Below are 23300 nucleotides of genomic sequence, written 5' to 3'. Positions count from 1 at the left end.
CAACGAGCGTTCTATTCGCGGTTATAGGCTCACAATAGCCCAGGTATGGTGCCAGATCCAGCAAGCTAGCTTGCTGGCAGCAACCAGCGACGAATGCGGTCTGGACTTAGATTGGCTCCGAGAATAGGAGTGGCAACGACTGCATTCTGGAAACGGTGTCTAAACGCCAAAGCAGCAGCCAGCCCCGCAACTCCTGCCGGTTCTGTGATCAATCCATGATGGACAAAGATCAATTGCATAGCTCGAATGAGGGTTTCGTCATCTACGAGGAGAACCTCATCCACCAGAGGCTTGAGATCGACGAACGCTTCCGGAACCGGATTCCGGATTTCAAGTCCATCGGCAATGGTTGAGGCTTCTTTGGTTTGAATCAAGCGTCCCTCACGCCAGGAGAGTTGCATAGCAGGCGCGCCCACACAGCACACCCCAATAATTCGGGTGTTAGGAGATTTTGCTTTCATCCATCGTCCAAGTCCGGCAAGCAAGGAACCGCTCCCTAACGGGACCAGGAGAAAATTGATTGTCTTCGGCCAGCGGCTGAGTTCGACGCCCATGGTCCCAGCACCTTCTGCAAGTGCCAACTCCCGACCATCTTCAACAAAGCGGCCTCCACGTTCTTGCACAAAAGCCTGGGCAAATTCCTTTGCCTCACTGAAATCTTTTCCACCCAGACGAATCTCTGCATCCAGAGAACGCAGGCTTTGCAACTGGTAGGAATTTGTCGACTGAGCTGCAAAAACAATAGTCTTGGTCCTGCGCCTACGGGCAAAGTAGGCAAGAGCTTGGCCGAGATTCCCGGTAGATGCGCAAACCAGTGTTTGAACATTCTGGTCCAGGCCGGAAAAAAACAGATCGACGCCTCTGCCCTTAAATGAACGAATAGGATTGACGGTCTCCACCTTAATGATCATGCGCGTATTGCACTGCTCGCTCAGAGGCTCGCTCAAAAACTGAGGAGTATTCAAGAAAGCAGGATCAATCGAGCGGCTCGCCGCTTCGATTCTCTCCAGAGAAATCCGGGACTCAATTTTGGAGGTCTGATTCATACCAATCCAATCCTAAAGTGCCTATATCGGTTGAAATTTGATGACTTAACTACGATGATATCGGACTCTCGCAGGCGCAACACCACTAACGGCGCAATGAAACATAAAGGAACCTAATGTTTTCAGTATCGAGCCATATACTTTCCCAGAAACGATACTTGCGCCATAAAATCACCACGCATGATAAAACCAAGGTCAGATTGGGAAAAACTAATGTTGAAGATCCTGCGACTTATATCTTTCTCTAGTGCACTCTGTCTTACTTTTGCTGGCATCCAGTTACCGGCTGAAGACATGACTTCTACAGTCACGGTTCTCCGTCCGGCACAGGTATGGACAGCAGAAGATAGCAATGCTCATCCCGACTGGGTGGTCGTTGTCCAAGGAGCGCGAATTACCGCGGTAGGACCGAAAGCAGAAGTAAAAATTCCGGCTGAAGCCAAAGTTATCGACCTGCCAGGCATGACACTTCTTCCGGGTTTGATGGATCTTCATTCCCATCTGCTACTGCATCCCTATAACGAAACATCGTGGGACGATCAGGTACTGAAAGAGCCGCCTCCTTATCGGACGATACTCGCCGCGAAGCATGCGGAAGCCACCCTGCTAGCAGGCTTTACCACTCTGCGCGATCTGGGGACAGAGGGAGCCGCATTTGCCGACGTCTCAATCAAGCGAGCTATTCAGGAGGGTGTTATCTCAGGTCCACGGCTTTTCGTGGCGACACGTGCAATTGTCGCCAGTGGCTCATATGGACCTGCTGTCCGCAATTTTCGTCCGGATATCGAATTACCGCAGGGCGCCCAGGAGGCAACCGGAGAAACGGGCGTTATGGAGGCTGTGCGCGAACAAGCCGCTCGTGGTGCTGACTGGATCAAGGTATATGCCGACTATCGCTTCGGCCCTGATGGAACAACGCGCCCAACCTTTACACAGAATGAGCTCAACGCCCTGGTAGAAGCAGCTCACAGCTCGGGACGTAAAGTCTCAGCCCACGCTACCACCGATGAAGGAATGCGGCGTGCTGTTCTGGCTGGAGTCGACACCATTGAACATGGTGATGGCGGATCGGAAGCCACTTTCCGGTTGATGGCGCAAAAAGGTGTTGCCTACTTCCCGACTTTAATGGCCACCGCAGCTTACGCCCAATATTTTCATAGCTATGTAGACGGAAAGACACCAGCCACTCCGCAGATCCAGGAAGCCGAACATGCTTTTCAAACAGCTTTACGGGCAGGCGTAATCATCGGATGCGGTAGTGACGTAGGTGTATTTACGCATGGAGACAATTGGAAGGAACTGGACTGGATGGTTCGCGACGGGATGACACCGGTTCAGGCACTCACTGCAGCAACAGCCACCAGTGCAAAAGTCATAGGGATGGAGAATGAGCTGGGAAAGCTGCACTCCAACATGCTGGCCGACATTATCGCCGTAGCAGGAGACCCGACACACTCTATTCTGGCCGTAAAAGATGTTCGGTTCGTCATGAAGAACGGAGTGATCTACAAGCATCCGTGAAGCCGGTAGCACAGAAAACTTACCTGATTTTTCCAGCCTGAGCTGTCATCAACAGGTCCGCCACAGAGAGGAGCTGAGCCCGGGTGGTGGACCCAAGATGCGTGGACATCAAACTAACTAACAGCCACAAGATTGCTGTTGACCTACACTGTACCCTCTTACGGCTCGTCTTTGTAAATTGAGATCTGAATTTTTCCGCCTTCAGACAGGCGAGCCCGATACATGCCGGAAGTATTAAAGCTCCAGGCCATTTGCCCGTCGGGACTAACGGCAATGATTCCTCCATCTCCATGAAAAGCCGTCAGCCTCTTCTGGATAATTTCGTCTGCTGCTGCCTGTAATCCCAAGCCTTTTTCCTGTACGAGCGAACAGATATCGCGTGCAACTGTCAGACGAATGAAATACTCCCCTGTCCCGGTCCCGGAAACAGCACAGGAGGAATTGGAAGCATAGGTTCCGGCCCCGATAATAGGCGAATCCCCGACGCGTCCCCAAAGCTTTCCCTGTAGCCCTCCAGTCGAGGTTCCTGCAGCAATGTTTGCCTGGCGATCCAAAGCTACAACACCGACGGTTCCAAACTTGTGGGCCTCCAGACTCTCCAGTTCGGCTATGGGGCCCGAAGGAGCAGGAGGAGCTCCGGCCGGTCGTGGAGGAATGGGAAGGTGCTCTTTATTCAGCTGATTGATGAGTCCCTGCCAACGTCTCTCCGTAAAAAAGAAGCTGGGGTCAACTTGTTCCAAGCCCTTTTCCGCGGCAAAGGCATCTGCACCCGAGCCGATCAGCATGACGTGGGGCGACTTTTCCATTACCGTTCTGGCAAGTGTGATGGGATGACGGGTGCGAGTGACCCCGGCTACGGCTCCTGCCTTCAACGTAGCTCCATCCATAATGGCGGAATCCAGCTCGTTCTTCCCTTCCGCAGTAAAAACAGCTCCTCTTCCGGCATTGAACAGAGGATTATCTTCCAACAGGCGAATTGCCGCCTCAATGGCATCCAGGGAGGAGCCACCTTTGTTCAAAACATCCGCTCCAGCCTGCAGTGCATCCTGGAGACCAGCCCGGTACTGAGCCTCCATCTGAGGGCTCATTGAATTTCGCTCGATGACACCGGCACCGCCATGCAGGACAATAGCCCAGGAGTGTTTTGCGGAAGCAGCGAGGGTCGGAACCGTTGCACTCATCAGGGTAAGCACCATGATGACAAGTGCACGGCTCAACTCGCAGCCTGAAAAAAGCGCTTTTCGTTGTAGAGGCCGGAAGGTTAGCATGCCCCATTTTGCAATGGCACAGATCACAAAGGAAGATGAAGAAGGAAGAACCGAGCCGTATATCCCGCAAAGCGGTCATTCGGAGAGATTCGAAAAACAGGCAACCGTCACATACTGTAGTATCAGTGGTTTCGGGAATTATTCTCGAAAGTTTGAAGAACACTGGCAATCAAAAATCGTGCTGAGCGAATTTCGCACTACTCCGAATCAATTGACATTCCTCAGGCTCTGCCTGACGCCCTTCCTGGTCCTCGCCCTGCTGGACGGCTACTATCGCACTGGATTTGTGCTCTTTATGGTCGCCGGTATTACCGACGGACTTGATGGACTCCTAGCCAGGCTTTTGAAGCAAAGGACGGTCCTGGGGCAGTATCTCGACCCCGTGGCCGACAAACTGCTCCTGAGCACCATCTTCCTGGTACTTACGCACCTTGGCCTCATCTCCTGGCGAATAACCGTACTGGTCTTCGGCAGAGATCTGGGGATCCTGATCGTTTCCGCGATCCTCTATGCCGCAATGGGCATGCGGGACTTTCGCCCAAGCATATTTGGCAAAGCCAATACGCTGGCGCAGATCGTTGCCTTGATTTCAGTATTGATGAGCCAGTTCTACGCACCAGCCGCTGTGATAACGATTCGGAGTGCAGCACTGTTCGCCACTGTTGTGCTTACAGTGTTCTCCGGCCTCCATTACACATGGCGGGTGGCTCGACGTATCGGTGCCTCTGCGGCGCTGGTTCGTTAAGCCTGGTCTTCTTCGTCCTCTGCGTTCGTGGTTTCTTCTTCAATAGCCATGTCTCGAAATTCGTCGGAGTCGAAAACTTCTCCGCAGTCTTGGCACTCGACGTATTCGGCGTCATCATGTCGCGAGACAACTCGCACTCTGGGATGCTTGCAGACGGTATTCATGTGGGATAACTAAAGTGTGGGTTTACTCTTCCGCAAGATTGTAACGGTCCAGCCCTGCTTGTCAAACCCCCCTTCCGTAGGTCAAACCTTCTTTTTTCCCCATTCAGCATTTCTGTTCCACTTATGACCCCATCCCTCTGAATTTGAAGTTGTAATCCGGACAGAAATGGTCGTATACTTAACTACGACTGAACTGGTCGCAGTTTTGCATGCTGAGATTAACGAAAAAAGCGGATTACGGGCTGATGGCCCTCAAGTATCTGGCAGAACATCCGGAGAACCCGGCCCAGAGTGCAAAAGACATTGCTGAGGCTTATGGGATTCCGGCACAGCTGCTGGCAAAGATTCTGCAACGGCTGACGAAAGTCGGATTGCTGAAATCACACGCCGGCATGAACGGAGGGTATGCGCTCTCCAGAGAGCCGCGCTCGATCTCCGCTTTCGAAGTAATTCATGCAATTGATGGACCTCTCTTCATCACCTCATGTGGGGTGAAGGGCCATGCCTCTTGCGATTTGCACGACAGCTGCACGATCAAGGCTCCTTTGAGCCGTGTAAATGACAGCATCGCCGGTGTGCTAAAGAGCATCAGCATTGAAGACCTGATAGAGAGAGAAATTGACTCTGCTGAGGTAAGACAGGCACTGGTGACACTCTCCAGTTAAGCCGATTTTTGAGTTTCACGATTTTGTGAACAGGTTTCGTAACAACGCAGGAGAAACGAGAAGATGAGCACTGTTGTCAATGGGATTGAGGTACCGGCTGGCGTAACGCTGCCGATCTACATGGATAATCACGCTACTACGCCGCTCGATCCGCGTGTGTTGGAAGCGATGATGCCGTATCTGACCGGGAAATTCGGCAATGCAGCCAGCCGTAATCATTCCTTTGGATGGGAAGCCGAACAGGCAGTTGAAGCCGCGCGGGAACAAATTGCCAAGCTCATTGGGGCAACGGCCAAGGAGATTATCTTCACCTCCGGCGCTACCGAATCCGACAATCTGGCGATCAAAGGTGTTGCCGAGATGTACCGCGAACGCGGCAATCACATCATCACCCAGGTAACGGAACATAAGGCTGTTCTGGATACCTGTAAGCGGCTTGAGAAGAACGGCTACCGGGTAACATATCTTCCAGTGAAGGCCGATGGCCTTATCGATCTTGAAGATCTGAAGAAAGCAATCGACGACAAAACCATTTTGGTGACGATCATGGCTGCCAATAATGAGATTGGCGTCATCCAGCCAGTCGCAGAAATTGGCAAGCTTTGTCGGGAACGTGGAGTTCTGTTCCACACCGATGCAGTTCAGGCAATTGGCAAAGTTCCAGTCGATGTAAATGCAATGAACATCGACGTTCTCTCCATAAGCGCCCACAAGCTTTACGGCCCCAAGGGAGTTGGTGCTCTCTATGTTCGCCGTCGCAATCCTCGCGTTCAAATTGCAGCTCAGATCGATGGTGGCGGACACGAACGCGGCATGCGTTCCGGAACTCTGAATGTTCCCGGAATCGTCGGTTTGGGCAAGGCCTGTGAAATCGCCGGAGCCGAAATGGAAACGGAAACAGCACGCCTTCGTGCAATGCGCGACAGCTTAAAAGCGAAGCTGGAAAGCGATCTGGATTATATCCACGTAAACGGCTCGATGGAGCATCGTTTGCCCGGCAATCTGAATATGAGCTTTGTCTATGTCGAAGGCGAATCGCTGTTGATGGGTATCAACGATATCGCAGTCTCCTCGGGCTCTGCCTGCACCTCCGCAACGCTTGAGCCATCTTATGTTCTAAAGGCGTTGGGACTGGGAGACGATGTAGCCCATAGCTCAATCCGCTTCGGTTTGGGTCGCTTCAATACGCAAGCAGAAGTGGACTATGTAGCGGACAAGCTCATCGATGTCGTCAAGAAGCTGCGCGAGCTTTCCCCTCTCTACGAAATGGTGAAGGAAGGCATCGACCTGACGAAGATTGAGTGGGCAGCACACTAAACAAGTTTTCTGCCGCATCCCCTTGCGGCCTGAAGAATAACGATTCTGGAGGAGAGTTTAAGAACCATGGCATACAGCGATAAGGTCATCGATCACTACAATAATCCGCGGAACGTAGGTCAACTCGATAAGGGCAGTGCAGAAGTGGGCACAGGCTTGGTGGGCGCACCTGAGTGCGGCGACGTGATGCGTTTACAGATCAAAGTTAATCCGGACACTCAGGTTATCGAGGAAGCCAAGTTCAAGACCTTCGGCTGTGGCTCGGCGATTGCGTCCTCTTCCTTGGCGACGGAATGGGTCAAGGGCAAGACCGTCGACGAAGCACTACAGATCAAGAACACTGACATCGTGAAAGAGTTAGCACTGCCTCCGGTGAAGATTCACTGCTCCGTGCTGGCTGAAGATGCTATCCGTGCCGCGATTAGCGACTGGAAGAAGAAGAACGGCGTCACAGAGCAAGAGCAGGAAACCGTCGCAGCAAATTAGAAAGCTGGGCGTCACCATCGTTGGTAGTGCTCAGTTTGCAAAAACGGCTCTCATTCGACTTTTTCTCCTGGACCATTTGGCCAGGATGCAGGAACAACACATGAACACGCAAAATGTCGTACAGATACAGACGGAAGGCGCGGAAAAGCAGCAACCTGCTGTATCGCAGCCACCGCAAAAGACGATCCAGGTCACGGACCGTGCTCTTCAGCACATTCGCAGCGCCATGGCGAAGGAAGGCATCGCCCCACAGGAAGGCGGGCTGCGCTTAGGTGTAATGGGTGGAGGATGCTCGGGACTTTCCTACAGCATTCGCTTCGATACCCAACCGCGGGAGCGGGATCGCGTCTACCAGTTCGACGAAGTTCGCATCTTCATCGACCCGAAGTCTTTTCTGTATCTGCACGGCATGACGCTCGACTACGAAGAGACTCTGATGCGACAGGGATTCAAGTTCATAAACCCGAATTCAACGCGCTCATGTAGTTGCGGCTCGTCCTTCTCCTAAATAGCGCGCAGGTCGAAAATCATCATGCAGATTGCAGAACAGAAGCTCGTTCCAACGGCATGCTGGTCGTGTGCCGCTACTCCGTCCAACACGCAACTGATTTGTCCCTCCTGCGGGAAGGTGCAACCGGTTGCGCATGCTGATTACTTTGAAGTCTTTAGTTTGCCGCGCCAGCTCAATATCGATCTCAAGCAGATGGAACGCGATTTTTATCGCCTGAGCAGGAAGTTGCACCCCGACCTTTTTGCCCGTGCCTCTGCAGACGAACAAGAGTGGAGCTTGGCCAACACCTCTCTCCTGAACGACGCATATCGGACCCTTAAAGATCCGATCAAGCGCACGGAGTATCTGCTCAAGCTGGAAGGCGTTGAGATTGCAGAAGAGGACCGCCAGCGCGGAGATAAAAATCCCTCCAAAGTTCCTCCTGAATTGTTGGAAGAGGTCTTCGAACTCAATATGCAGTTGGAGGAGCTGCGGATGAATCGCAAAATGGGTGAAGATGACCCACAGCTCCGCGCCGATCTGGAACGCGCCAAAACCCAATTTGAGAATTTGCTCACTTCCAGTGATGAAAGTCTTCATCAACTGTGGGATGCGTGGGACAAGGCCATCGAACAAAGCGAAGAGACTCCCAGACAATCGTTGAAGGACAAAATGGTCGCCGTACTTGATCGGCGCAGGTATATTCGCAACCTGGTTCGCGACGTGAATGAGGCGCTGGAAGGATAAACGAAGAAAAGATTATGTCAGAAGAACGCGTCGTAGGTATCGATCTAGGCACAACCAACTCCCTCGTTGCTTTCATGCAAGGAGATCATCCCCAGGTGATTCCTGGCGTCGATGGTTCAAGCTTAGTACCGTCGGTTGTTGCGCTCGATCCCATTCGTGACCCTAATCAACGCCCTACAGTTGTAGTCGGTAACTCTGCCCGCCGTGCCCTGATTACCTCGCCGGAGAGGACAATCTACTCTGTAAAACGGCTGATGGGCCGCGGTGTAGAGGATATACAGGAAGAGCTGAAGCTCTTTCCCTTCCGTCTTGCCAACGATCTGCAGCCTGGAGAGGTTCTACGCATCCGCTTGGGAGATATGCAGTTCACTCCTTCCGAGATCTCGGCCTACATACTGCGGCAGCTCAAGAGGAATGCGGAACGGTATTTCGGTGCATCTGTAACCAAGGCGGTTATCACTGTTCCGGCTTACTTCAACGATGCACAACGACAGGCCACGAAAGATGCCGGACGTATGGCAGGCCTGGAGGTTCTCCGTCTCGTCAATGAACCTACGGCTGCCGCATTGGCTTATGGACTCGATCGGCAGAAAGAAGGCGTCATTGCCGTTTACGACCTTGGCGGCGGCACCTTCGATATTTCGATTCTCAAACTGAATGACGGCATCTTCGAAGTTATCGCCACGAACGGAGATACGCATCTTGGCGGCGACGATATCGACAATCTCTTAATCACTATCGCGCTTAACGATATCGAAGGTGATTTGAAGATCGATGTCCGTCGCAATCCTGAGATCATTCAGACGATTCGCAAAGCGGTTATCGAAGCTAAGATTGCGCTCTCCTCCAATTCGGCAGCAAAGCTGGATGTGACCCTGCCGGGAGGTTTGCGTTATCAGCGGGAAATTCCACGCGATCTCTTCGAGCAGTTGATTGCTCCCATCCTTGCCCGCACCGCCGGACCATGCAAACAGGCGATAAAAGATGCAGGGATTACGCCAGAGCAGATTGACGAAGTAGTTCTGGTTGGCGGCTCAACACGCATTCCAGCAGTACGGACCTTGGTCGACGAGATTTTTGGCCTTTCCGCGCGCGGCAAGAAGCCGCATACAGATTTGAATCCGGATGAAGTGGTAGCCTTGGGCGCCGCGGTACAAGCCGATATCCTTGCCGGAGGCTCTGCCCCGACACAGGACATGCTGCTGCTGGACGTCACTCCTCTATCGCTCGGAATTGAAGCTCTTGGAGGCGTTGTCGCAAAGATCATTCAGCGGAACTCTACGATTCCCGCTTCTGCGACGGAATACTTCACAACCGGAGTCGATGGACAAACGAACGTCGCCATTCATGTTCTGCAAGGAGAGCGTGAACTAGCAAAGGACTGCCGCTCCCTGGCCCGCTTTGATCTGAAGGGTATTCCTCCGATGAGTGCCGGATTACCGCGCATCGAAGTAAAATTCCTGATCGACGCAAACGGGATTCTCAAGGTCACCGCTCGCGAAGAGCGTAGCGGAAAGCAGTCCGAGGTCGATGTAAGGCCAACCTATGGATTGACCGATGAGCAGGTCGAATCCATGATTCTGGATTCCTTCGATAACGCAGAAGAGGATTTCCGCGTGCGCCAGCTCGTTGAAATGCGCAATGAAGCGGAGACAATTCTTGCAGCTGTGGAGAAAGCTCCTTCTAGCCCGGCATGGCAGCAGTTGAGTGGCGAGGAACAAGCGCAAATCGCTGCAGCGAAAGATCGCCTGAATGCCATAAAGCTCGGTGAAGATCTGGAAGCGATCCATCAGGCGATTTCGGCTCTCGATCAGTCGACACGACGCTTCGCTGAGCTAATGATGGATAGCGCCGTTACCAGTGCATTAGCTGGAGAAACCATTGACCAGGCAGGCGATAAGCTGGGTGAGGCGCCTACGGCTCCCCACCCCTTTGCACCTGCAGAGTTTAAGTGAGAGAACGAGATGAGCGATCCAAAAACCACCGAAGTGGATCTGAGCAAACCTCCTGCACCAGATATGGTGCGAGTGACCTTTCTCCCCGAAGGGAAAACCGTCGAGTTCAAATTTGGTACGATGCCGTACGACCATCATGGGCGTCCAATGTCATTCCTGGATGTTGCTGAAAACTATGGCATCTTCCTGGATCATGCCTGCGGAGGCTCCTGTGCTTGCACAACCTGCCACCTATGGATCAAGGAAGGCGAACCAGGATTGAGTCAAGCCGATGACGAGGAGCTAGACCGGCTCGATATGGCCGCGGATCCGCAATTGAACTCCCGTCTGGGATGCCAGGCTGTCATAACGAAACCAGGAAACTATGTCGTCGAGATTCCTAAGTGGAATCGCAATTACGTTTCGGAAGGTAAACCACTGGCGCTCAGCGGACAGGAGTAAGTATGGAAATCACTTGGAACGATACAGAAGAGATTGGTATCCGCCTTTTTGAAAAATTCCCTGACGTGGATCCCCTGGGCGTTCGCTTTACCGATCTTTATCGCTATGTTGTGGAGTTGGACGGGTTTTCCGACGACCCCAAGAAATCGAACGAATCCAAGCTGGAAGCAATCCAAATGGCTTGGCATGAGGAATACGAGGACGCAAAGGGCTGACGTACTATCTTTCCCTCTCATCGTGCCAGCCAAAAGCACCTGGGAAATGGAGGATCTCCGGCTTTCCTTCTTTTTGAAGATAGACGGAAACAATGTCGAACCTTACCGGTACTCTCTTCATGGAACGAAGATAATCACCTGCTAAACGCCGCACTACGCGGCGTTTTCCTTTATCTACTGCAGATTCGGCTGTTGCTACCTCACGGCTGCTGCGCGTCTTTACCTCAACAAAACATATCGTTCCGTTGTCCCAGGCAATCAAGTCCAGGTCTCCACGGAAACGAAGGGATTTCCAGCCCCGGGCAACGACCACATACCCTTTGCGCCGCAAATAGAAGAACGCTGCCTCCTCTCCTTGAACTCCGGTAACCAGATGCCTCGGAATTGAGGAGGTACGCCCCAGCTTCCGCAACATTCTATCCATCGCGGACAACGAGCCCTCCATCCAATGGAGACGAGCCTTGAGCAAAAGCGACATTGAAGATATTCTCGGCTCAAAGGGTCTCCTTGAACAGGGGGTAACGATGCAAACATCGGCGAACGAAACCCTGGCGAGTTGTTCTTGTACAGGCGGCTCCTGCCACACGCAGAGTCCAAACGGCCGAATTCGTGTTTTGCAGATCTTTACTGTCTTATGGATGCTGCTCGAATGCGGAGTTTCTCTCTTCGCAGCCCATCAAGCACACAGCCCTCTGCTTCTCGCTTTCGGAGCTGACAGCTTTGTCGAGTTACTCTCCGGCTTTGTCGTCCTATGGAATACGCTGAATTTTGCGGAATCCAGGTGGGCACTGTCGGAACAACGGGCCGCGCGTATTAATGGCATTCTCCTCTTTGTTCTGGCTGCCACAGTCGTCGGCATCTCGATATTGTCTCTAGCAACAGCAGAAAAACCGGAAGGCAGTCTTTTGGGAATGGCCATTACCTTGGCGGCATTGCTGATTATGCCGGTTTTGAGCTTCTTCAAACGAAACATCGCAGAACAAACGGGAAACGTCGCCTTAGCCGCCGATTCTGTTCAATCCGCTACATGTGCTTACTTAGCACTTATCACATTGGCGGGTTTGGTTATCAATACGATTTTTCATCTACCCTGGATTGATTCTGTAGCAGCCTTTGGGGCGGTCCCGATCTTGATCATCGAAGGTCGCCGTGCTCTCCGAGGCGAAAGCTGTGGATGCTGCTGATCTGACGACGACTTTGCATTTCTATTGAACAGGGCCCAATCTTCGAGTGCATCTCATTCCTCTAGGCGAGGTAGTACGGTGCGAGTTTTCTGGATATGGTTTGCCGGCGCTGTTGTTTGGTGGGTAGATGCCGCCATTGCGGTGCACTATAACCACTTCTCCCACGCAATACTCGCTGTGCTGATTGCGATGTTGTTTGTACTTACAGCCGTACTGACACGCTCGGAAGCAAGAAAACATTGATAGCGAGTGAATCTGAGTAGCGTGCACCAAAGCAAGCTACTCCATTCCATGCGGGGAATACGCTGAAGGATATGGCCGTATCGGTAGCCGGGCAGAGCTAAAGCATTTCCCGAAATACTGTGAGCTTTCCAAGTTAGATGAAGAGCGGCTTTCTTTGACGGAAAGCCGCGTCAACTTCTATTGCTTCGGTCTACATCTTTTCGGAAAACGCTCTAATCCTCAAAATACCGCCCGGTTACCGATATGGAAGCTTCCTCTTGCCTAACCTTAGCTGACGGTGTTTCATGCCATCGCCAAAGACGGAGCAACCCATGGTTCCGCTCTACCTCAAGCCGTAGCGGATTGAATGATTATGGAATCTGCCTGCTCTTGTTCTACCTCTGCAACACACTCCTCCAATATCTCGAGTGCGACGGTGGCTTCTTCCTCATTCACCACCAGAGGCGGAGACAAGCGGATCGTATTCTCGCCACAACCTAAAATCAGCAATCCTTTCTCAAAGGCAAGATCGACAATACGATCACGATAAGCAGGCGCAGGCTCACGGGTGGCCTGATCTTTTACAATCTCAACTCCGATCATCAGGCCCCTGCCACGTACATCCCCGATAATCGAATGGGTATCGATCCAGCCTTTGAGGCGATTCATCATTGATTGTCCAACAAATGCTGCATTCGATATACCCACTCGCTCCAGAACATCCATGGTCGCGAGAGCCGAGGCAATCGAAACAGGATTACCGCCGAAGGTCGAAGCATGCGATCCCGGCTTCCAATCCATGATCTCCGCACGTGCCAGACAAACACTGAGAGGCATACCAGAAGCAATCCCCTTTGCCATGCAGATAATATCGGGCTCTACCCCTGTATGCTGTACTGCCCACCATTTCCCGGTTCTTCCTGCGCCGGATTGAACTTCGTCAACGACCAATAAGATACCGTGTCGGTCACAAATCCTGCGCAGTTCCTGCATGAATATAGTAGGAGCAACGACATAACCGCCTTCCCCTTGAATCGGCTCTACAAAGATAGCTGCAACTTCTTCCGGGGGAAGAATCGTCTTGAAGAGCCGCTCTTCGATGTAGCGGGCACAGCCTAGCGCGTACTCGTCTTTTTCCTTCGCTCCTTCGATACCGGCACGATAAGCATTGGGATAAGGCACATGCGTTACACCGGGAACGAGAGGTGCAAACCTGCGTTTCTGTTGGGGCTTGGAAGCGGTTAAGGAAAGAGCTCCCATCGTGCGTCCATGGAAGGCTCCGAGAAACGCTATAACATTCTGCCTGCCGGTGTGATAGCGAGCGATCTTCAGAGCACACTCGATAGCCTCGGCACCGGAGTTCCCATAGTAGAAACGATGCGGCCCCGCCATGGGCGCTACGGCGGAAAGCCGTTCGGCAAAGGTGACCATCTGCTCGTAATAAAAATCGGTGCCGGACATGTGAATTAGTTCCCCGGCCTGCTTCTGAATCGCGGCAACAACTTCAGGGTGGCAATGCCCGGTAGAAGTAACCGCAATACCAGCTGCAAAGTCGAGAAACTCGTTGCCATCGACATCTTCAATGCGAAGACCTCGTCCACGCTTTGCTACCAGCCCGTAGCTGCGCGTATAACTCGGCGAGATATATCTGTCGTCGGCTGCAATAATTTCTTTCGCTTTAGGACCCGGAACTGCACCCAACAGCTTGGGGCCATACTGGGCCCATAGATGATCGCTCTTGTGTAACTGGCTCTGCATATTTTCCTTTCCGCACTCGCTCAATTGCAGACTGTGAAGACAGATCTGCCCAGACCAAAGACATTGGCCCGAGAGGTTTTGGGATGTACGGGGCTGAAAAGGTGGACCTCCGCACGAGTTATGAGCTGTGCTTCGGCAGGTCCGGCGTTCTAGTCTCCGCCGAAGAGGCTAGGTCGTGTGCAGGTAGGCAGAACACGAGAGAGAGGCGAGGTAATAAGCTTGCGCAAAGATGAGGTGCGCTGAAGAGTTATATCGTAGTGGGACCGCAGCGTATGCATCTCTCCCTCCTTTGGCGCGAGCATAGCACAGGTCCTCCGCTATTCAGAAAGGAAAAATCTACTTATCCGGATAACTTATTGAGGACGAAGCACAAACAACTTAATGCCTAGGCGAAGAAAGCTACGGAAATCGAAAGGAGTCCCATAAGAGAGAAAAGTGTCTTGTTACGATATCGCCATGACTCCTCGTGCACATCTCGATCTTTCCTCCTTACACGTTATAGATGGAGGTCTGGCTACAGAACTGGAATATCGTGGAGCCGATATTAGCGGGCCGCTCTGGTCAGCACATGTGTTGGAAGACTCACCGGAAACGATTGAAGCTGTGCATCGTGCCTACATCGAAGCAGGAGCCGATTGCATTGCCACCGCCAGCTATCAAATCTCGGCGAAAGGCTATGTTGAGTTCGGACTGACAGCCGGACAGGCAGCACGAGCCCTGAAATTCTCAGTCGAACTCGCACAAAAGGCGAGAGCCGCTTTTCCCGATCGCAAGGTGCTGATTGCAGCATCTTTGGGCCCCTATGGAGCCGCTCTGCATAACGGAGCCGAGTATCACGGAAATTATGAATGCTCATTCAGTGATCTGGTCCGCTTTCACGCGGAGCGAATTGCCGTTCTCGCAGAGACCGACGCGGACCTGCTTGCCTTCGAGACGATTCCTTCTCTCGAAGAAGCTCAAGCTATAGTGCAAGCTCTAGCCGATTGGCCGGATTTGGCTGCATGGCTCAGCTTCACCTGCCGGAATACGGTAGAAGTTGCGCATGGAGAGCCCCTTCGTGAATGCGCTCAATTGCTGGACAAGGTTCCTCAAGTTGTTGCCCTTGGGGTAAATTGCACTGCCCCAGGCCTGATTTCTGCTTTGCTCCGGGAATTACGCACAGCGACCACCAAGCCTTTGCTGGTTTATCCCAATTCCGGCGAAATATGGGACGCCGACCAGCGTATCTGGTGCGGGCCCAGCGATCCCAGCCTTTTCGGCAAATTGGCGAAAGAATGGCATAGAGAAGGCGCACAAGCTGTTGGAGGCTGCTGCCGGACACGACCGGAGCACATTCGCAATATCCGAGAGGCCTTTTCCACGCATTAATTTAGGGAATCCGGCTTTTGGGATAGATAGGGCTGCGGGGGCTTGCTAGCCATGCGACAATAATTCTGTAACCATCATGAAACCTGAGTCTCTCTCAGTGGCTCCCGAGCCCGCCAGCATCTCTTCCGCGCTGCTCGCGCAGCATAGCATCACTCCTGACGAGTACCAGCGCATCACCAAGGCTTTAGGCCGCACGCCGAGTCTTACTGAGCTGGGAATTTACAGCGTCATGTGGAGTGAACATTGCTCTTACAAGTCTTCTCGTGTCCACCTGAAGCGTTTGCCGACCAAAAGCGATCGCGTGGTTCAGGGCCCAGGAGAAAACGCCGGAATCATCGACGTAGGTGATGGATGGACCTGCGCCTTTAAGATCGAATCACACAATCATCCCTCATACATCGAGCCTTTCCAGGGTGCAACCACCGGTGTAGGCGGTATTCTGCGCGATATCTTCACGATGGGCGCGCGTCCGCTTGCAGTGATGGACTCTCTGCGCTTCGGTCCTCTTGAAAAGGCCGGAGACGATGACTCCTCCGTGCACAGAAACCACTCCGTCACGGAAGGCGTAGTCGCCGGAGTAGCCTCCTACGGTAACTGCTTTGGAGTACCGAATTTAGGTGGCGAAACAAAGTTTGAAGCCTGCTACAGCGGCAATCCTCTGGTCAATGCTTTTGCACTGGGATTGGTGCGCCGCGAAGACATCTTCTACGCGAAGGCCAGCGGTGTCGGCAATCCGGTCATCTATGTTGGAGCAAAAACCGGTCGCGATGGCATCCATGGCGCCACCATGGCCAGCGAAGAATTCAAGGAAGGCTCCGAACAGAAGCGTCCCAACGTTCAGGTCGGCGATCCCTTCATGGAAAAGCTGCTCCTGGAAGCTTGCCTCGAAGCCCTACAGACTGGCGCGATTGTCGGCATTCAGGACATGGGCGCAGCAGGTCTCACCTGCTCCACCTGCGAAATGGGTGCCCGTGGCGGTGTTGGCCTGGAAGTAGAGCTGGATAATGTCCCGCAGCGCGAACGCGGCATGACCGCCTACGAGATCATGCTCTCGGAAAGCCAGGAACGTATGCTCCTGGTGGCGGATAAGGGCCGTGAAGACGAAGTGCTCCGTGTCTTCAGCAAGTGGGGACTCGATGCTGTCATCGTCGGAACCGTCACTGCCGAACCACGTTTGCGAATCCTGCATCACGGCGTCCTGGTAGCGGATATTCCCAATGTATCCCTTACGGATGATGCTCCGCTTTACCATCGCCCCGTAGGCGAGTGGAAATCCCCTGCACCGGTCGATGCTCCGGCAGAAGTTGCCGCAGCTCTACAGCAGGGACGCGATTACAGCGAAGATCTGCGAGTATTGCTCGCTTCCGCAAATATCTGTTCTAAACGCTGGGTTTACGAGCAATACGACAGCATGGTCCAGACCAATACCGTACATGGTCCTGGTAATGAGTCCGGGCTCATGCGCATCAAGGGAACCAAGCGTGGCTTGGCAATGTCCCTCGATGGCAATGGCCGGTGGTGCTATCTCGACCCCAAACTGGGTGCCAAGCATGCCGTAGCCGAGTCAGCCCGTAAGGTCGCTTGTACAGGAGCCATTCCGGTTGCGGCAACAAACTGCCTGAACTTCGGCAATCCGGAAAAGCCCGAGATCATGGCCCAGCTCTCGACCGCAATCGACGGTATCTCTGAGGCCTGTATCGCTCTCGGTACACCTATTACCGGTGGCAACGTAAGCCTCTACAACGAAACCCGCGGAGAAGGAATTTACCCAACTCCTGTTCTGGGAATTGTTGGAATCCTCGACGACATCTCCAAGAACATTCCATCGGATTTCAAACAGCCCGGCGATGCGATTCTGCTGCTGAGCCCTAAGAGCGCGAAGCCGGAATCATGGCGAGCCTTCGGCTCATCCGAATATGCAAAAGCAATTGTCGGAAAGCTCTGGGGAACCCCACCGGCTCTCGATTTAGAGGCCGAGGCAAAGTTGCATAAGGCGCTTGCAGCTCTATCCGATAGCGGTCTGCTTCATTCCGCAAGAGATATCAGCGAGGGCGGTTTGGCTGTCACCCTTTCGGAGAGCTGCTTCAGTCAGGAGATCGGCGCGATGATTACGCTGGCCGATACCGGCATCTCCCCGCTTCTGGCACTTTTTGGCGAAGATGCTACCCGCGTGATCGTGACCTGCGACGGCAATTCCGTTGAAGAGGTTACGCGTATTGCCGCAGGTTTCGGACTCGCAACAACTTCCTTGGGAATCACCGCTGCACGTAAGCTGGAAGTCCGACTTGGTAGCAAGACCCTATTCTCCGAACCGGTAACAAGCCTGAAGGCTATCTGGGCAGGAGCTTTAGAGTCTCTACTCAACGACGACGGCACGGTCAGGAGCTAAGCCATGTCAAACTTTACGCCTGAGAATCTCGCGGACGATATGGAAGACGGGCTGCCCTTCGACAAGCTGCGTGAAGAATGCGGTGTCGTCGCCATCTATGGGCATCCGGACGCCTCACGGCAGGCTTATCTTGCCCTGTATGCCTTACAGCATCGTGGTCAGGAATCGGCGGGTATTGCAACCGCCGATGGCACCAACCTTTGCAACATCAAGGGAATGGGCTTGGTCGCGGACATCTTTACCGATGATGTCCTTACCAAGCTGCCCGGAAGCATGGCCATCGGCCACACCCGTTATTCCACAACGGGTGACTCTGCTCTCCTGAATGCCCAGCCGATCCGAGTGGATTCCACCAAGGGTCTTATCGCGATTGCGCATAATGGCAATCTGGTAAACCTAGGAAACGTCCGGGCCAAGTTGGAGCGTGAGGGAGCATACTTCCAGACCACCAGCGATTCTGAGATCATCGTCCAGCTCATCGCGCACTCGCACGAAAGCACACTTGTCGATGCCATCGCAGATTCCCTGCGTCAGGTTGACGGAGCTTTCTCGATTGTCATGATGACTCGCGACCGCATCTTCGCGGCACGTGATCCTCGCGGTTTTCGTCCTCTTTCCATGGGACGAATTCATAATCAGGATGGACCGGATACGATTGTCTTCGCCTCTGAAACCTGTGCCTTCGATTTACTGCGTGCAAAATACGAGCGCGATGTTTTACCTGGCGAACTGGTAATGGTTACAGCCGATGGTGTCACTTCACGGCAGTATTCCACAGGAGTTCCACAGGCCAGCTGCATCTTTGAACAGGTCTATTTCGCCCGCCCCGACAGCCGCATCTTTGGCCGCTGGGTGCAGGATAGCCGCGAAGAGATGGGCCGTCAGTTGGCGCGTGAAAATCCCGTTGACGCCGATTTGGTGGTGCCAGTACCTGACTCTGGCGTAACAGCTGCAATTGGCTACGCTGCCGAGAGCGGTATTCCCTTCCGCTTTGGACTGATCCGTAACCACTATGTGGGCCGTACCTTTATCGAACCCGAGCAGCGGGTACGCGACTTTGGCGTCAAGCTGAAGCTGAATCCCGTGCGCAATCTGTTGGAAGGAAGAAGAATTATCCTGATCGACGATTCGATCATCCGCGGAACCACCAGCCGGAAGATCGTACGCATGGTACGGGCTGCAGGAGCTAAAGAAGTTCATCTTCGCATCAGTTGCCCACCGACGATCTCTCCCTGCTTCTATGGGGTTGATACGCCGAGCAAGAAAGACCTGATCGCAGCAAACTATTCCGTCAAAGAGATTGAACGCTTTATCGAGGCCGACTCGCTGGCGTATCTTTCCCTGGATGGACTAAAGCATTCCTGCGATGGTGGTGAAGGAAATCGTTACTGTACAGCTTGCTATACCGGAGAATATCCAACAAGCTGGGTTGATGTAGAAGAGATTATGCCGGCAACGGCACAACGGTAGTTGCAGAACCTGAACACTCTCAGGAAAACATCGGGCTCCATACAGGAGAGCGTATGTTGCAACGGTTGTTCCGAATTCTCTTTGCAGCGGGAGTTACATTGGCCACGAGTCTGACTCTGGTCAGTGACTCCCGTTGTCTGTATAACTCCCCGCCAGGAACAGTTTGGGTAGATGGCTATTCTGCCGACTTTACTCACCAGGACTTCATAAATCCCTCGAAAAGCTACACAGGCAAAATGTATATCAATCTCCTCCGCGAGCCACGAGGTATGCGAATGGAGACAAAATACTCCGACCGTCAACGGATTCTCCTATGGAGACAACAAGGCCGACCTGTGATTTGCCTGGACCCTCTTCAAAAAACGTATTGGCAGCCTGAATTGAAGTCCTCTTATTCCGCAAGGGTAAAGAGGGAAGACAGTCCCGATATCATCCTGGGCGCTGGCGCCTCCAGCAACTATCTCGGAATAGAAGTACTCGGTGGCCGCAGAGCTAAGCATTGGGAGATCACTGAACCACGGCCCGATGGCCGTCTGTCTACATGGCAGTACTGGGAGGATGTTCGTCTAGGCACGTGCATAAAGTCATTCGAGCCAGGATTTAGTTCCTACGAAATGACCAATATTCACGAAGGACGACAGCCAGCACATCTGTTCTATATCCCCGATGGTTTTCGGGAAATCCCAACGCCGAGTTCATAGTTGACCTCACCAAGGGTACTAAGCCATGTGTCTTAAAGTGCTTCCCTTGTTCAGCGATACTATTAAGCCATCTTTCAGCTTTATTTGTATCGCGGCATTACGACAGAGGTTGCTCCACATGCGCTTGGGAAGGATTAAAAAATCACTGCTGCTGTTTCTGCTTGTGCTCGCTGGTTTGGCTAACCTGACTTCAACTTCCTTCGCTCAAGAAAATCCGGAAGAAGGGTCGCTCAATAAAGCTGATCGTCTGGAATGGTTTCGAGACCAAGGCTTTGGCTTGTTCATCCATTGGGGAGTCGATAGTCCTCTAGGAGTGACTATCAGCCATTCCTTGGTAGGCGCCTCGGACGATTATGTGAATCGATATTTTCAGGAGCTGCCCTCTCTCTTCGCTCCCGATGATTTCCATCCTGAATCCTGGGCGAGACTTGCTCGCTTGGCGGGTATTCGCTACGTCGTTCTGACCACCAAGCATCATTCCGGATTCTGCATGTTCGACACAAAGACCACGCCTTTCAATGTCATGCAGACTCCGTTTCATCGTGATATCACCGCAGAAGTCTTCAATTCCTTCCGCAAACAAAATATCGCTGTCGGTGTTTACTTTTCTCCAGACGACTTTCATTGGCTTCATGAAAATGGGATCCAAATTCAACGCCACATTCCTCAAGTTCAACCCTCTTCGAATCCTGGGCTGCTCAAGTATGACCAACAGCAGGTAGAGGAGCTATTGACCCAATATGGGCCGGTACAGGTAATCTTTTTTGACGGAGAAGCCAAAGAACTACGAGAGCTTGCGTGGAAGCTGCAACCGGACATTGTTGTCACTCGTGGTGCTCTGCAAACTCCAGAGCAGAATATTTTGGGAGCCGCAATCAATAAACCATGGGAAGCATGCATCACCATGGGAACGGGTTGGCAGTATCAACCGCAACATGAGGTTTATAAATCCGGTCCCGAATTAATTCGTTTATTGGTGCAGACAAGGGCCCGAGGTGGAAATCTTCTATTGAATGTCGGCCCCAAACCCAATGGCGAATTACCTATTGAAGAAGAGGACCGGCTGCGCGAAATTGCCTTGTGGATGTTTGTTAATTCAGAGGCAATTTACTCTGTGCGTCCTTGGGTGATTGCCAATGAAGGCGATATCTGGTTCACCCGCAAAAAGAACGACGATACTCTTTATGCCGTTGTCGATCAGTCTTGGGATCGCGCCACCTGGAAGGATATTGTTCTCAAATCCGTCCGCGCTACACCGAAAACGCAAATCACGATTCTTGGACAGAATGACCAGGTAGTGGAATACCAACCAACTGTCCACCCTCAAACGACATGGCATCAGGAAGCAGATGGATTACATATACACGCCATGCGCGCTCAACGATTCCAAGATAATTATCAGTATTCCAACCCTGCGGTTTTACGAATCACCCATGTCGAACAGGCATTCACTCCGCCACAGGTTGAAACGGTCAAATCTTCGCGCAGTAACGATCCAACACGAGCACTGTTACAAGGAATCATTCCAAACATGGGAAGCGCCTCTTCCCTGGAGGTTGGGTTTGAGTATCGTGTTATCGGAGGTGACGATACAAATGTACGCACCCATAGCTGGGTGTCTTTACCGCTGAAAAACATCTCGCACGCAGGACCGTTTTTTTACGAAGCTGATGGACTATCTCCGAAATGGCAGTACGAATTTCGTGCTGTGGTGAAACACCCCATGACCACAATCTACGGAGAGCCACTACAGCTCAACGAAAGGAAATAGCTTCATCGGATTGCTGAACTTGTGCGTACGTGTACGGGCCATCCGGTACAAGTGCAACGCGTGCTTCTGACGATAACCCCTTGAGTGCCGCTTCCACAGCTTCATTCAAAGAATGAAAGCAGCGCGAGCTAAAGCAACCAAGCTGATCTTTCGTTACACCGGGAGTATAGAAAAACAACTCGTATTTCTGCCCCAGCAGAGCAAGCCTTTCCAGTTGCCACTGATCGACCATAACCGGGGTACCTAGAAGCTTCTCAAGATAGCTCGCGCAACTCGACATCTCCTTGAGCCCATGCGCAAACTCCGGGGAGCCTATACCCTCTGCGCATTCGCTTAGCATCAGAATTCGCCCACCGGGTTTAACCAGGTGTTGAGCAGCAGAGAGTCCCTTTACCGATTGATAGAAGGTCAAATCCAAAGGATGCCCAGCTGCACTGGTTATCACCACATCGGCAAATCCTGAGAGCCTCTCCAACGATGTCGTGCGTAGAAACTCCACTCCGGCGGCGTGTGCCTTTACAGCGTTTCCTGCAAACACTCCGGAGATTTCGCGCTCCTTCGTCAACGTCACATCCAGAATGAAATCATGACGAGCCATCCCTGCGATTTCCAGGAACTCCGCATGTAGAGGATTCTGATCGATGGAACCTTCCTTTGCGAGGGGCTCTCTCATGAACTTTGGAGAGTGGATCACCTTGATGGTTTCCTGTGCGGCAAGGCCAGGAACGATCAACTTTCGGCCTCCGGAAAATCCCAGCATTATATGCTGCTCGATAAATCCCAGAGTGATATGAAGATCGGCTTGCAGAAACCTCTCATCGATATACACCGGCGTTCCACGTTTGGTATCTCCAAGATAGCGATGATCCGCCAGAACACGAGCATCGTGATTGACGATGCGATAGGTCGATGCGATCTCGGGACCAACAATGCTCTGAATCTCCTCTTTCGTCGCCGGACGGTGAAGCCCGGTAGCAATCATGATAGTGATGCCTTCAACCGGAATGCCCCCATCATGAAGCCGACGAAGCAAGGGAGGAAGAGTAACGCGATTCGGAGCTGGGCGGGTGATATCGCAGACAGAGATCGCTGCGGTGGACTTTCCCACGGCTAATTCCGCAAGGGGCTTGCATCCTATGGGATTATCTAGAGCAGCATCAAGTGCTGCCGAAATGTTTCCTAAAGGTAAAGCAGAGCGGCTTTCGATCGCTTCACAGCGAAAGCCATTGGGCAGACTAACGTCAATACCATTCTTTCCAAATGCGAAATGAGCCTTCATCGATTTTTCCGGAAGGACCAGCAAAACCGCCGGTTAAAGTCCATTCCGTCCTCGGCGACCATTGTATCCAGCTCACCCCTGATTCCTCTACGGAAAAA

General features: G+C 52.6%; 22 protein-coding genes. 17 read left to right on the top strand and 5 right to left on the bottom strand.

Going from position 1 to position 23300, the window contains the following annotated elements; all coding sequences use genetic code 11:
• Window positions 1-65: 65 nt before the first annotated feature.
• Window positions 66-1046, bottom strand: a complete 981-nt coding sequence (locus AC6I7T_RS18030) for a threonine ammonia-lyase (RefSeq protein WP_497788809.1) — start codon at window positions 1044-1046, stop codon at window positions 66-68.
• A gap of 213 nt (window positions 1047-1259) precedes the next feature.
• On the opposite strand from AC6I7T_RS18030, the gene AC6I7T_RS18025 reads away from it, so the two are divergent.
• A complete protein-coding gene (locus tag AC6I7T_RS18025) occupies window positions 1260-2567 on the top strand; it encodes a metal-dependent hydrolase family protein (RefSeq protein WP_497788808.1) in 1308 nt (435 codons plus the stop codon).
• 158 nt (window positions 2568-2725) lie between these two features.
• Here AC6I7T_RS18025 and AC6I7T_RS18020 read toward each other — a convergent pair whose 3' ends face one another.
• Entirely contained in the window at window positions 2726-3784 is a 1059-nt protein-coding gene (locus AC6I7T_RS18020; protein ID WP_497788806.1) for an isoaspartyl peptidase/L-asparaginase family protein, read from the bottom strand.
• 49 nt (window positions 3785-3833) lie between these two features.
• On the opposite strand from AC6I7T_RS18020, the gene AC6I7T_RS18015 reads away from it, so the two are divergent.
• The 9 genes from AC6I7T_RS18015 (at window position 3834) to iscX (ending at window position 11060) form a co-directional block, all read left to right on the top strand.
• A complete protein-coding gene (locus AC6I7T_RS18015) occupies window positions 3834-4580 on the top strand; it encodes a CDP-alcohol phosphatidyltransferase family protein (RefSeq protein WP_497788805.1) in 747 nt (248 codons plus the stop codon).
• 373 nt (window positions 4581-4953) lie between these two features.
• A complete protein-coding gene (locus tag AC6I7T_RS18010; RefSeq protein WP_497788804.1) occupies window positions 4954-5409 on the top strand; it encodes an RrF2 family transcriptional regulator in 456 nt (151 codons plus the stop codon).
• Window positions 5410-5472: 63 nt separating this feature from the next.
• Complete coding sequence (locus AC6I7T_RS18005; RefSeq protein ID WP_497788803.1) at window positions 5473-6726, top strand: IscS subfamily cysteine desulfurase; 1254 nt, start codon at window positions 5473-5475, stop codon at window positions 6724-6726.
• 66 nt (window positions 6727-6792) lie between these two features.
• Window positions 6793-7212 carry a Fe-S cluster assembly scaffold IscU gene (gene iscU / locus AC6I7T_RS18000; protein WP_497788802.1) on the top strand — a complete coding sequence of 140 codons (420 nt, stop codon included), beginning with the start codon at window positions 6793-6795 and terminating at the stop codon, window positions 7210-7212.
• Window positions 7213-7312: 100 nt separating this feature from the next.
• Window positions 7313-7720, top strand: coding sequence for a HesB/IscA family protein (locus AC6I7T_RS17995; RefSeq protein WP_497788801.1), 408 nt, complete (start codon window positions 7313-7315; stop codon window positions 7718-7720).
• A gap of 24 nt (window positions 7721-7744) precedes the next feature.
• Window positions 7745-8449 (top strand): Fe-S protein assembly co-chaperone HscB, encoded by a 705-nt coding sequence (hscB, locus tag AC6I7T_RS17990; protein WP_497788800.1) that lies wholly within the window; start codon window positions 7745-7747, stop codon window positions 8447-8449.
• Window positions 8450-8463: 14 nt separating this feature from the next.
• Window positions 8464-10404 carry a Fe-S protein assembly chaperone HscA gene (hscA, locus tag AC6I7T_RS17985; protein WP_497788798.1) on the top strand — a complete coding sequence of 647 codons (1941 nt, stop codon included), beginning with the start codon at window positions 8464-8466 and terminating at the stop codon, window positions 10402-10404.
• A gap of 9 nt (window positions 10405-10413) precedes the next feature.
• Window positions 10414-10845 (top strand): 2Fe-2S iron-sulfur cluster-binding protein, encoded by a 432-nt coding sequence (locus tag AC6I7T_RS17980; protein ID WP_497788797.1) that lies wholly within the window; start codon window positions 10414-10416, stop codon window positions 10843-10845.
• Between the two features lie 2 nt (window positions 10846-10847).
• A complete protein-coding gene (gene iscX / locus AC6I7T_RS17975) occupies window positions 10848-11060 on the top strand; it encodes a Fe-S cluster assembly protein IscX (RefSeq protein ID WP_497788796.1) in 213 nt (70 codons plus the stop codon).
• Between the two features lie 4 nt (window positions 11061-11064).
• Here the strand turns inward: iscX and AC6I7T_RS17970 are convergent, their stop codons facing one another.
• Window positions 11065-11484 (bottom strand): YraN family protein, encoded by a 420-nt coding sequence (locus AC6I7T_RS17970; protein WP_497788794.1) that lies wholly within the window; start codon window positions 11482-11484, stop codon window positions 11065-11067.
• 37 nt (window positions 11485-11521) lie between these two features.
• On the opposite strand from AC6I7T_RS17970, the gene AC6I7T_RS17965 reads away from it, so the two are divergent.
• A complete protein-coding gene (locus AC6I7T_RS17965) occupies window positions 11522-12244 on the top strand; it encodes a cation efflux transmembrane domain-containing protein (RefSeq protein ID WP_497788793.1) in 723 nt (240 codons plus the stop codon).
• A gap of 78 nt (window positions 12245-12322) precedes the next feature.
• A complete protein-coding gene (locus AC6I7T_RS17960; protein WP_497788792.1) occupies window positions 12323-12487 on the top strand; it encodes a hypothetical protein in 165 nt (54 codons plus the stop codon).
• A 327-nt stretch (window positions 12488-12814) separates the two neighbouring features.
• Here AC6I7T_RS17960 and AC6I7T_RS17955 read toward each other — a convergent pair whose 3' ends face one another.
• Complete coding sequence (locus tag AC6I7T_RS17955; RefSeq protein ID WP_497788791.1) at window positions 12815-14224, bottom strand: acetyl ornithine aminotransferase family protein; 1410 nt, start codon at window positions 14222-14224, stop codon at window positions 12815-12817.
• A gap of 435 nt (window positions 14225-14659) precedes the next feature.
• On the opposite strand from AC6I7T_RS17955, the gene mmuM reads away from it, so the two are divergent.
• From mmuM to AC6I7T_RS17930, 5 genes are all read left to right on the top strand, one after another.
• Window positions 14660-15592 carry a homocysteine S-methyltransferase gene (mmuM, locus tag AC6I7T_RS17950; protein ID WP_497788789.1) on the top strand — a complete coding sequence of 311 codons (933 nt, stop codon included), beginning with the start codon at window positions 14660-14662 and terminating at the stop codon, window positions 15590-15592.
• A gap of 76 nt (window positions 15593-15668) precedes the next feature.
• On the top strand, window positions 15669-17981 hold the full coding sequence (purL, locus tag AC6I7T_RS17945) for a phosphoribosylformylglycinamidine synthase subunit PurL (RefSeq protein ID WP_497788787.1): 2313 nt from the start codon (window positions 15669-15671) through the stop codon (window positions 17979-17981).
• 3 nt (window positions 17982-17984) lie between these two features.
• A complete protein-coding gene (gene purF, locus AC6I7T_RS17940; RefSeq protein WP_497788786.1) occupies window positions 17985-19451 on the top strand; it encodes an amidophosphoribosyltransferase in 1467 nt (488 codons plus the stop codon).
• Window positions 19452-19504: 53 nt separating this feature from the next.
• Window positions 19505-20152 (top strand): hypothetical protein, encoded by a 648-nt coding sequence (locus AC6I7T_RS17935; protein WP_497788785.1) that lies wholly within the window; start codon window positions 19505-19507, stop codon window positions 20150-20152.
• Between the two features lie 118 nt (window positions 20153-20270).
• The gene (locus AC6I7T_RS17930) at window positions 20271-21923 is read left to right on the top strand and encodes an alpha-L-fucosidase (protein WP_497788784.1); all 1653 of its coding nucleotides are present in this window, start codon (window positions 20271-20273) and stop codon (window positions 21921-21923) included.
• Here the strand turns inward: AC6I7T_RS17930 and AC6I7T_RS17925 are convergent.
• Window positions 21907-23202 (bottom strand): nickel-dependent lactate racemase family protein, encoded by a 1296-nt coding sequence (locus AC6I7T_RS17925; RefSeq protein WP_497788783.1) that lies wholly within the window; start codon window positions 23200-23202, stop codon window positions 21907-21909. The two genes, AC6I7T_RS17930 and AC6I7T_RS17925, sit on opposite strands and share 17 nt — an antisense overlap.
• Window positions 23203-23300 lie beyond the last annotated feature (98 nt).

Source organism: Humiphilus diazotrophicus, from assembly GCF_059726315.1.
Note: the sequence above shows the minus strand (reverse complement) of the source record. Positions and strands in the feature narration are given on the sequence as shown.

Excerpts from the sequence above, each read along its gene's own strand:
- AC6I7T_RS18030 (WP_497788809.1), bottom strand. The coding sequence starts at position 1,046 with ATGAATCAGACCTCCAAAATTGAGTCCCGGATTTCTCTGGAGAGAATC.
- AC6I7T_RS18025 (WP_497788808.1), top strand. The coding sequence starts at position 1,260 with ATGTTGAAGATCCTGCGACTTATATCTTTCTCTAGTGCACTCTGTCTT.
- AC6I7T_RS18015 (WP_497788805.1), top strand. The coding sequence starts at position 3,834 with ATGCCCCATTTTGCAATGGCACAGATCACAAAGGAAGATGAAGAAGGA.
- AC6I7T_RS18010 (WP_497788804.1), top strand. The coding sequence starts at position 4,954 with ATGCTGAGATTAACGAAAAAAGCGGATTACGGGCTGATGGCCCTCAAG.
- AC6I7T_RS18005 (WP_497788803.1), top strand. The coding sequence starts at position 5,473 with ATGAGCACTGTTGTCAATGGGATTGAGGTACCGGCTGGCGTAACGCTG.
- iscU (WP_497788802.1), top strand. The coding sequence starts at position 6,793 with ATGGCATACAGCGATAAGGTCATCGATCACTACAATAATCCGCGGAAC.
- AC6I7T_RS17995 (WP_497788801.1), top strand. The coding sequence starts at position 7,313 with ATGAACACGCAAAATGTCGTACAGATACAGACGGAAGGCGCGGAAAAG.
- hscB (WP_497788800.1), top strand. The coding sequence starts at position 7,745 with ATGCAGATTGCAGAACAGAAGCTCGTTCCAACGGCATGCTGGTCGTGT.
- hscA (WP_497788798.1), top strand. The coding sequence starts at position 8,464 with ATGTCAGAAGAACGCGTCGTAGGTATCGATCTAGGCACAACCAACTCC.
- AC6I7T_RS17980 (WP_497788797.1), top strand. The coding sequence starts at position 10,414 with ATGAGCGATCCAAAAACCACCGAAGTGGATCTGAGCAAACCTCCTGCA.
- iscX (WP_497788796.1), top strand. The coding sequence starts at position 10,848 with ATGGAAATCACTTGGAACGATACAGAAGAGATTGGTATCCGCCTTTTT.
- AC6I7T_RS17970 (WP_497788794.1), bottom strand. The coding sequence starts at position 11,484 with ATGGATAGAATGTTGCGGAAGCTGGGGCGTACCTCCTCAATTCCGAGG.
- AC6I7T_RS17955 (WP_497788791.1), bottom strand. The coding sequence starts at position 14,224 with ATGCAGAGCCAGTTACACAAGAGCGATCATCTATGGGCCCAGTATGGC.
- purL (WP_497788787.1), top strand. The coding sequence starts at position 15,669 with ATGAAACCTGAGTCTCTCTCAGTGGCTCCCGAGCCCGCCAGCATCTCT.
- purF (WP_497788786.1), top strand. The coding sequence starts at position 17,985 with ATGTCAAACTTTACGCCTGAGAATCTCGCGGACGATATGGAAGACGGG.
- AC6I7T_RS17935 (WP_497788785.1), top strand. The coding sequence starts at position 19,505 with ATGTTGCAACGGTTGTTCCGAATTCTCTTTGCAGCGGGAGTTACATTG.
- AC6I7T_RS17930 (WP_497788784.1), top strand. The coding sequence starts at position 20,271 with ATGCGCTTGGGAAGGATTAAAAAATCACTGCTGCTGTTTCTGCTTGTG.
- AC6I7T_RS17925 (WP_497788783.1), bottom strand. The coding sequence starts at position 23,202 with ATGAAGGCTCATTTCGCATTTGGAAAGAATGGTATTGACGTTAGTCTG.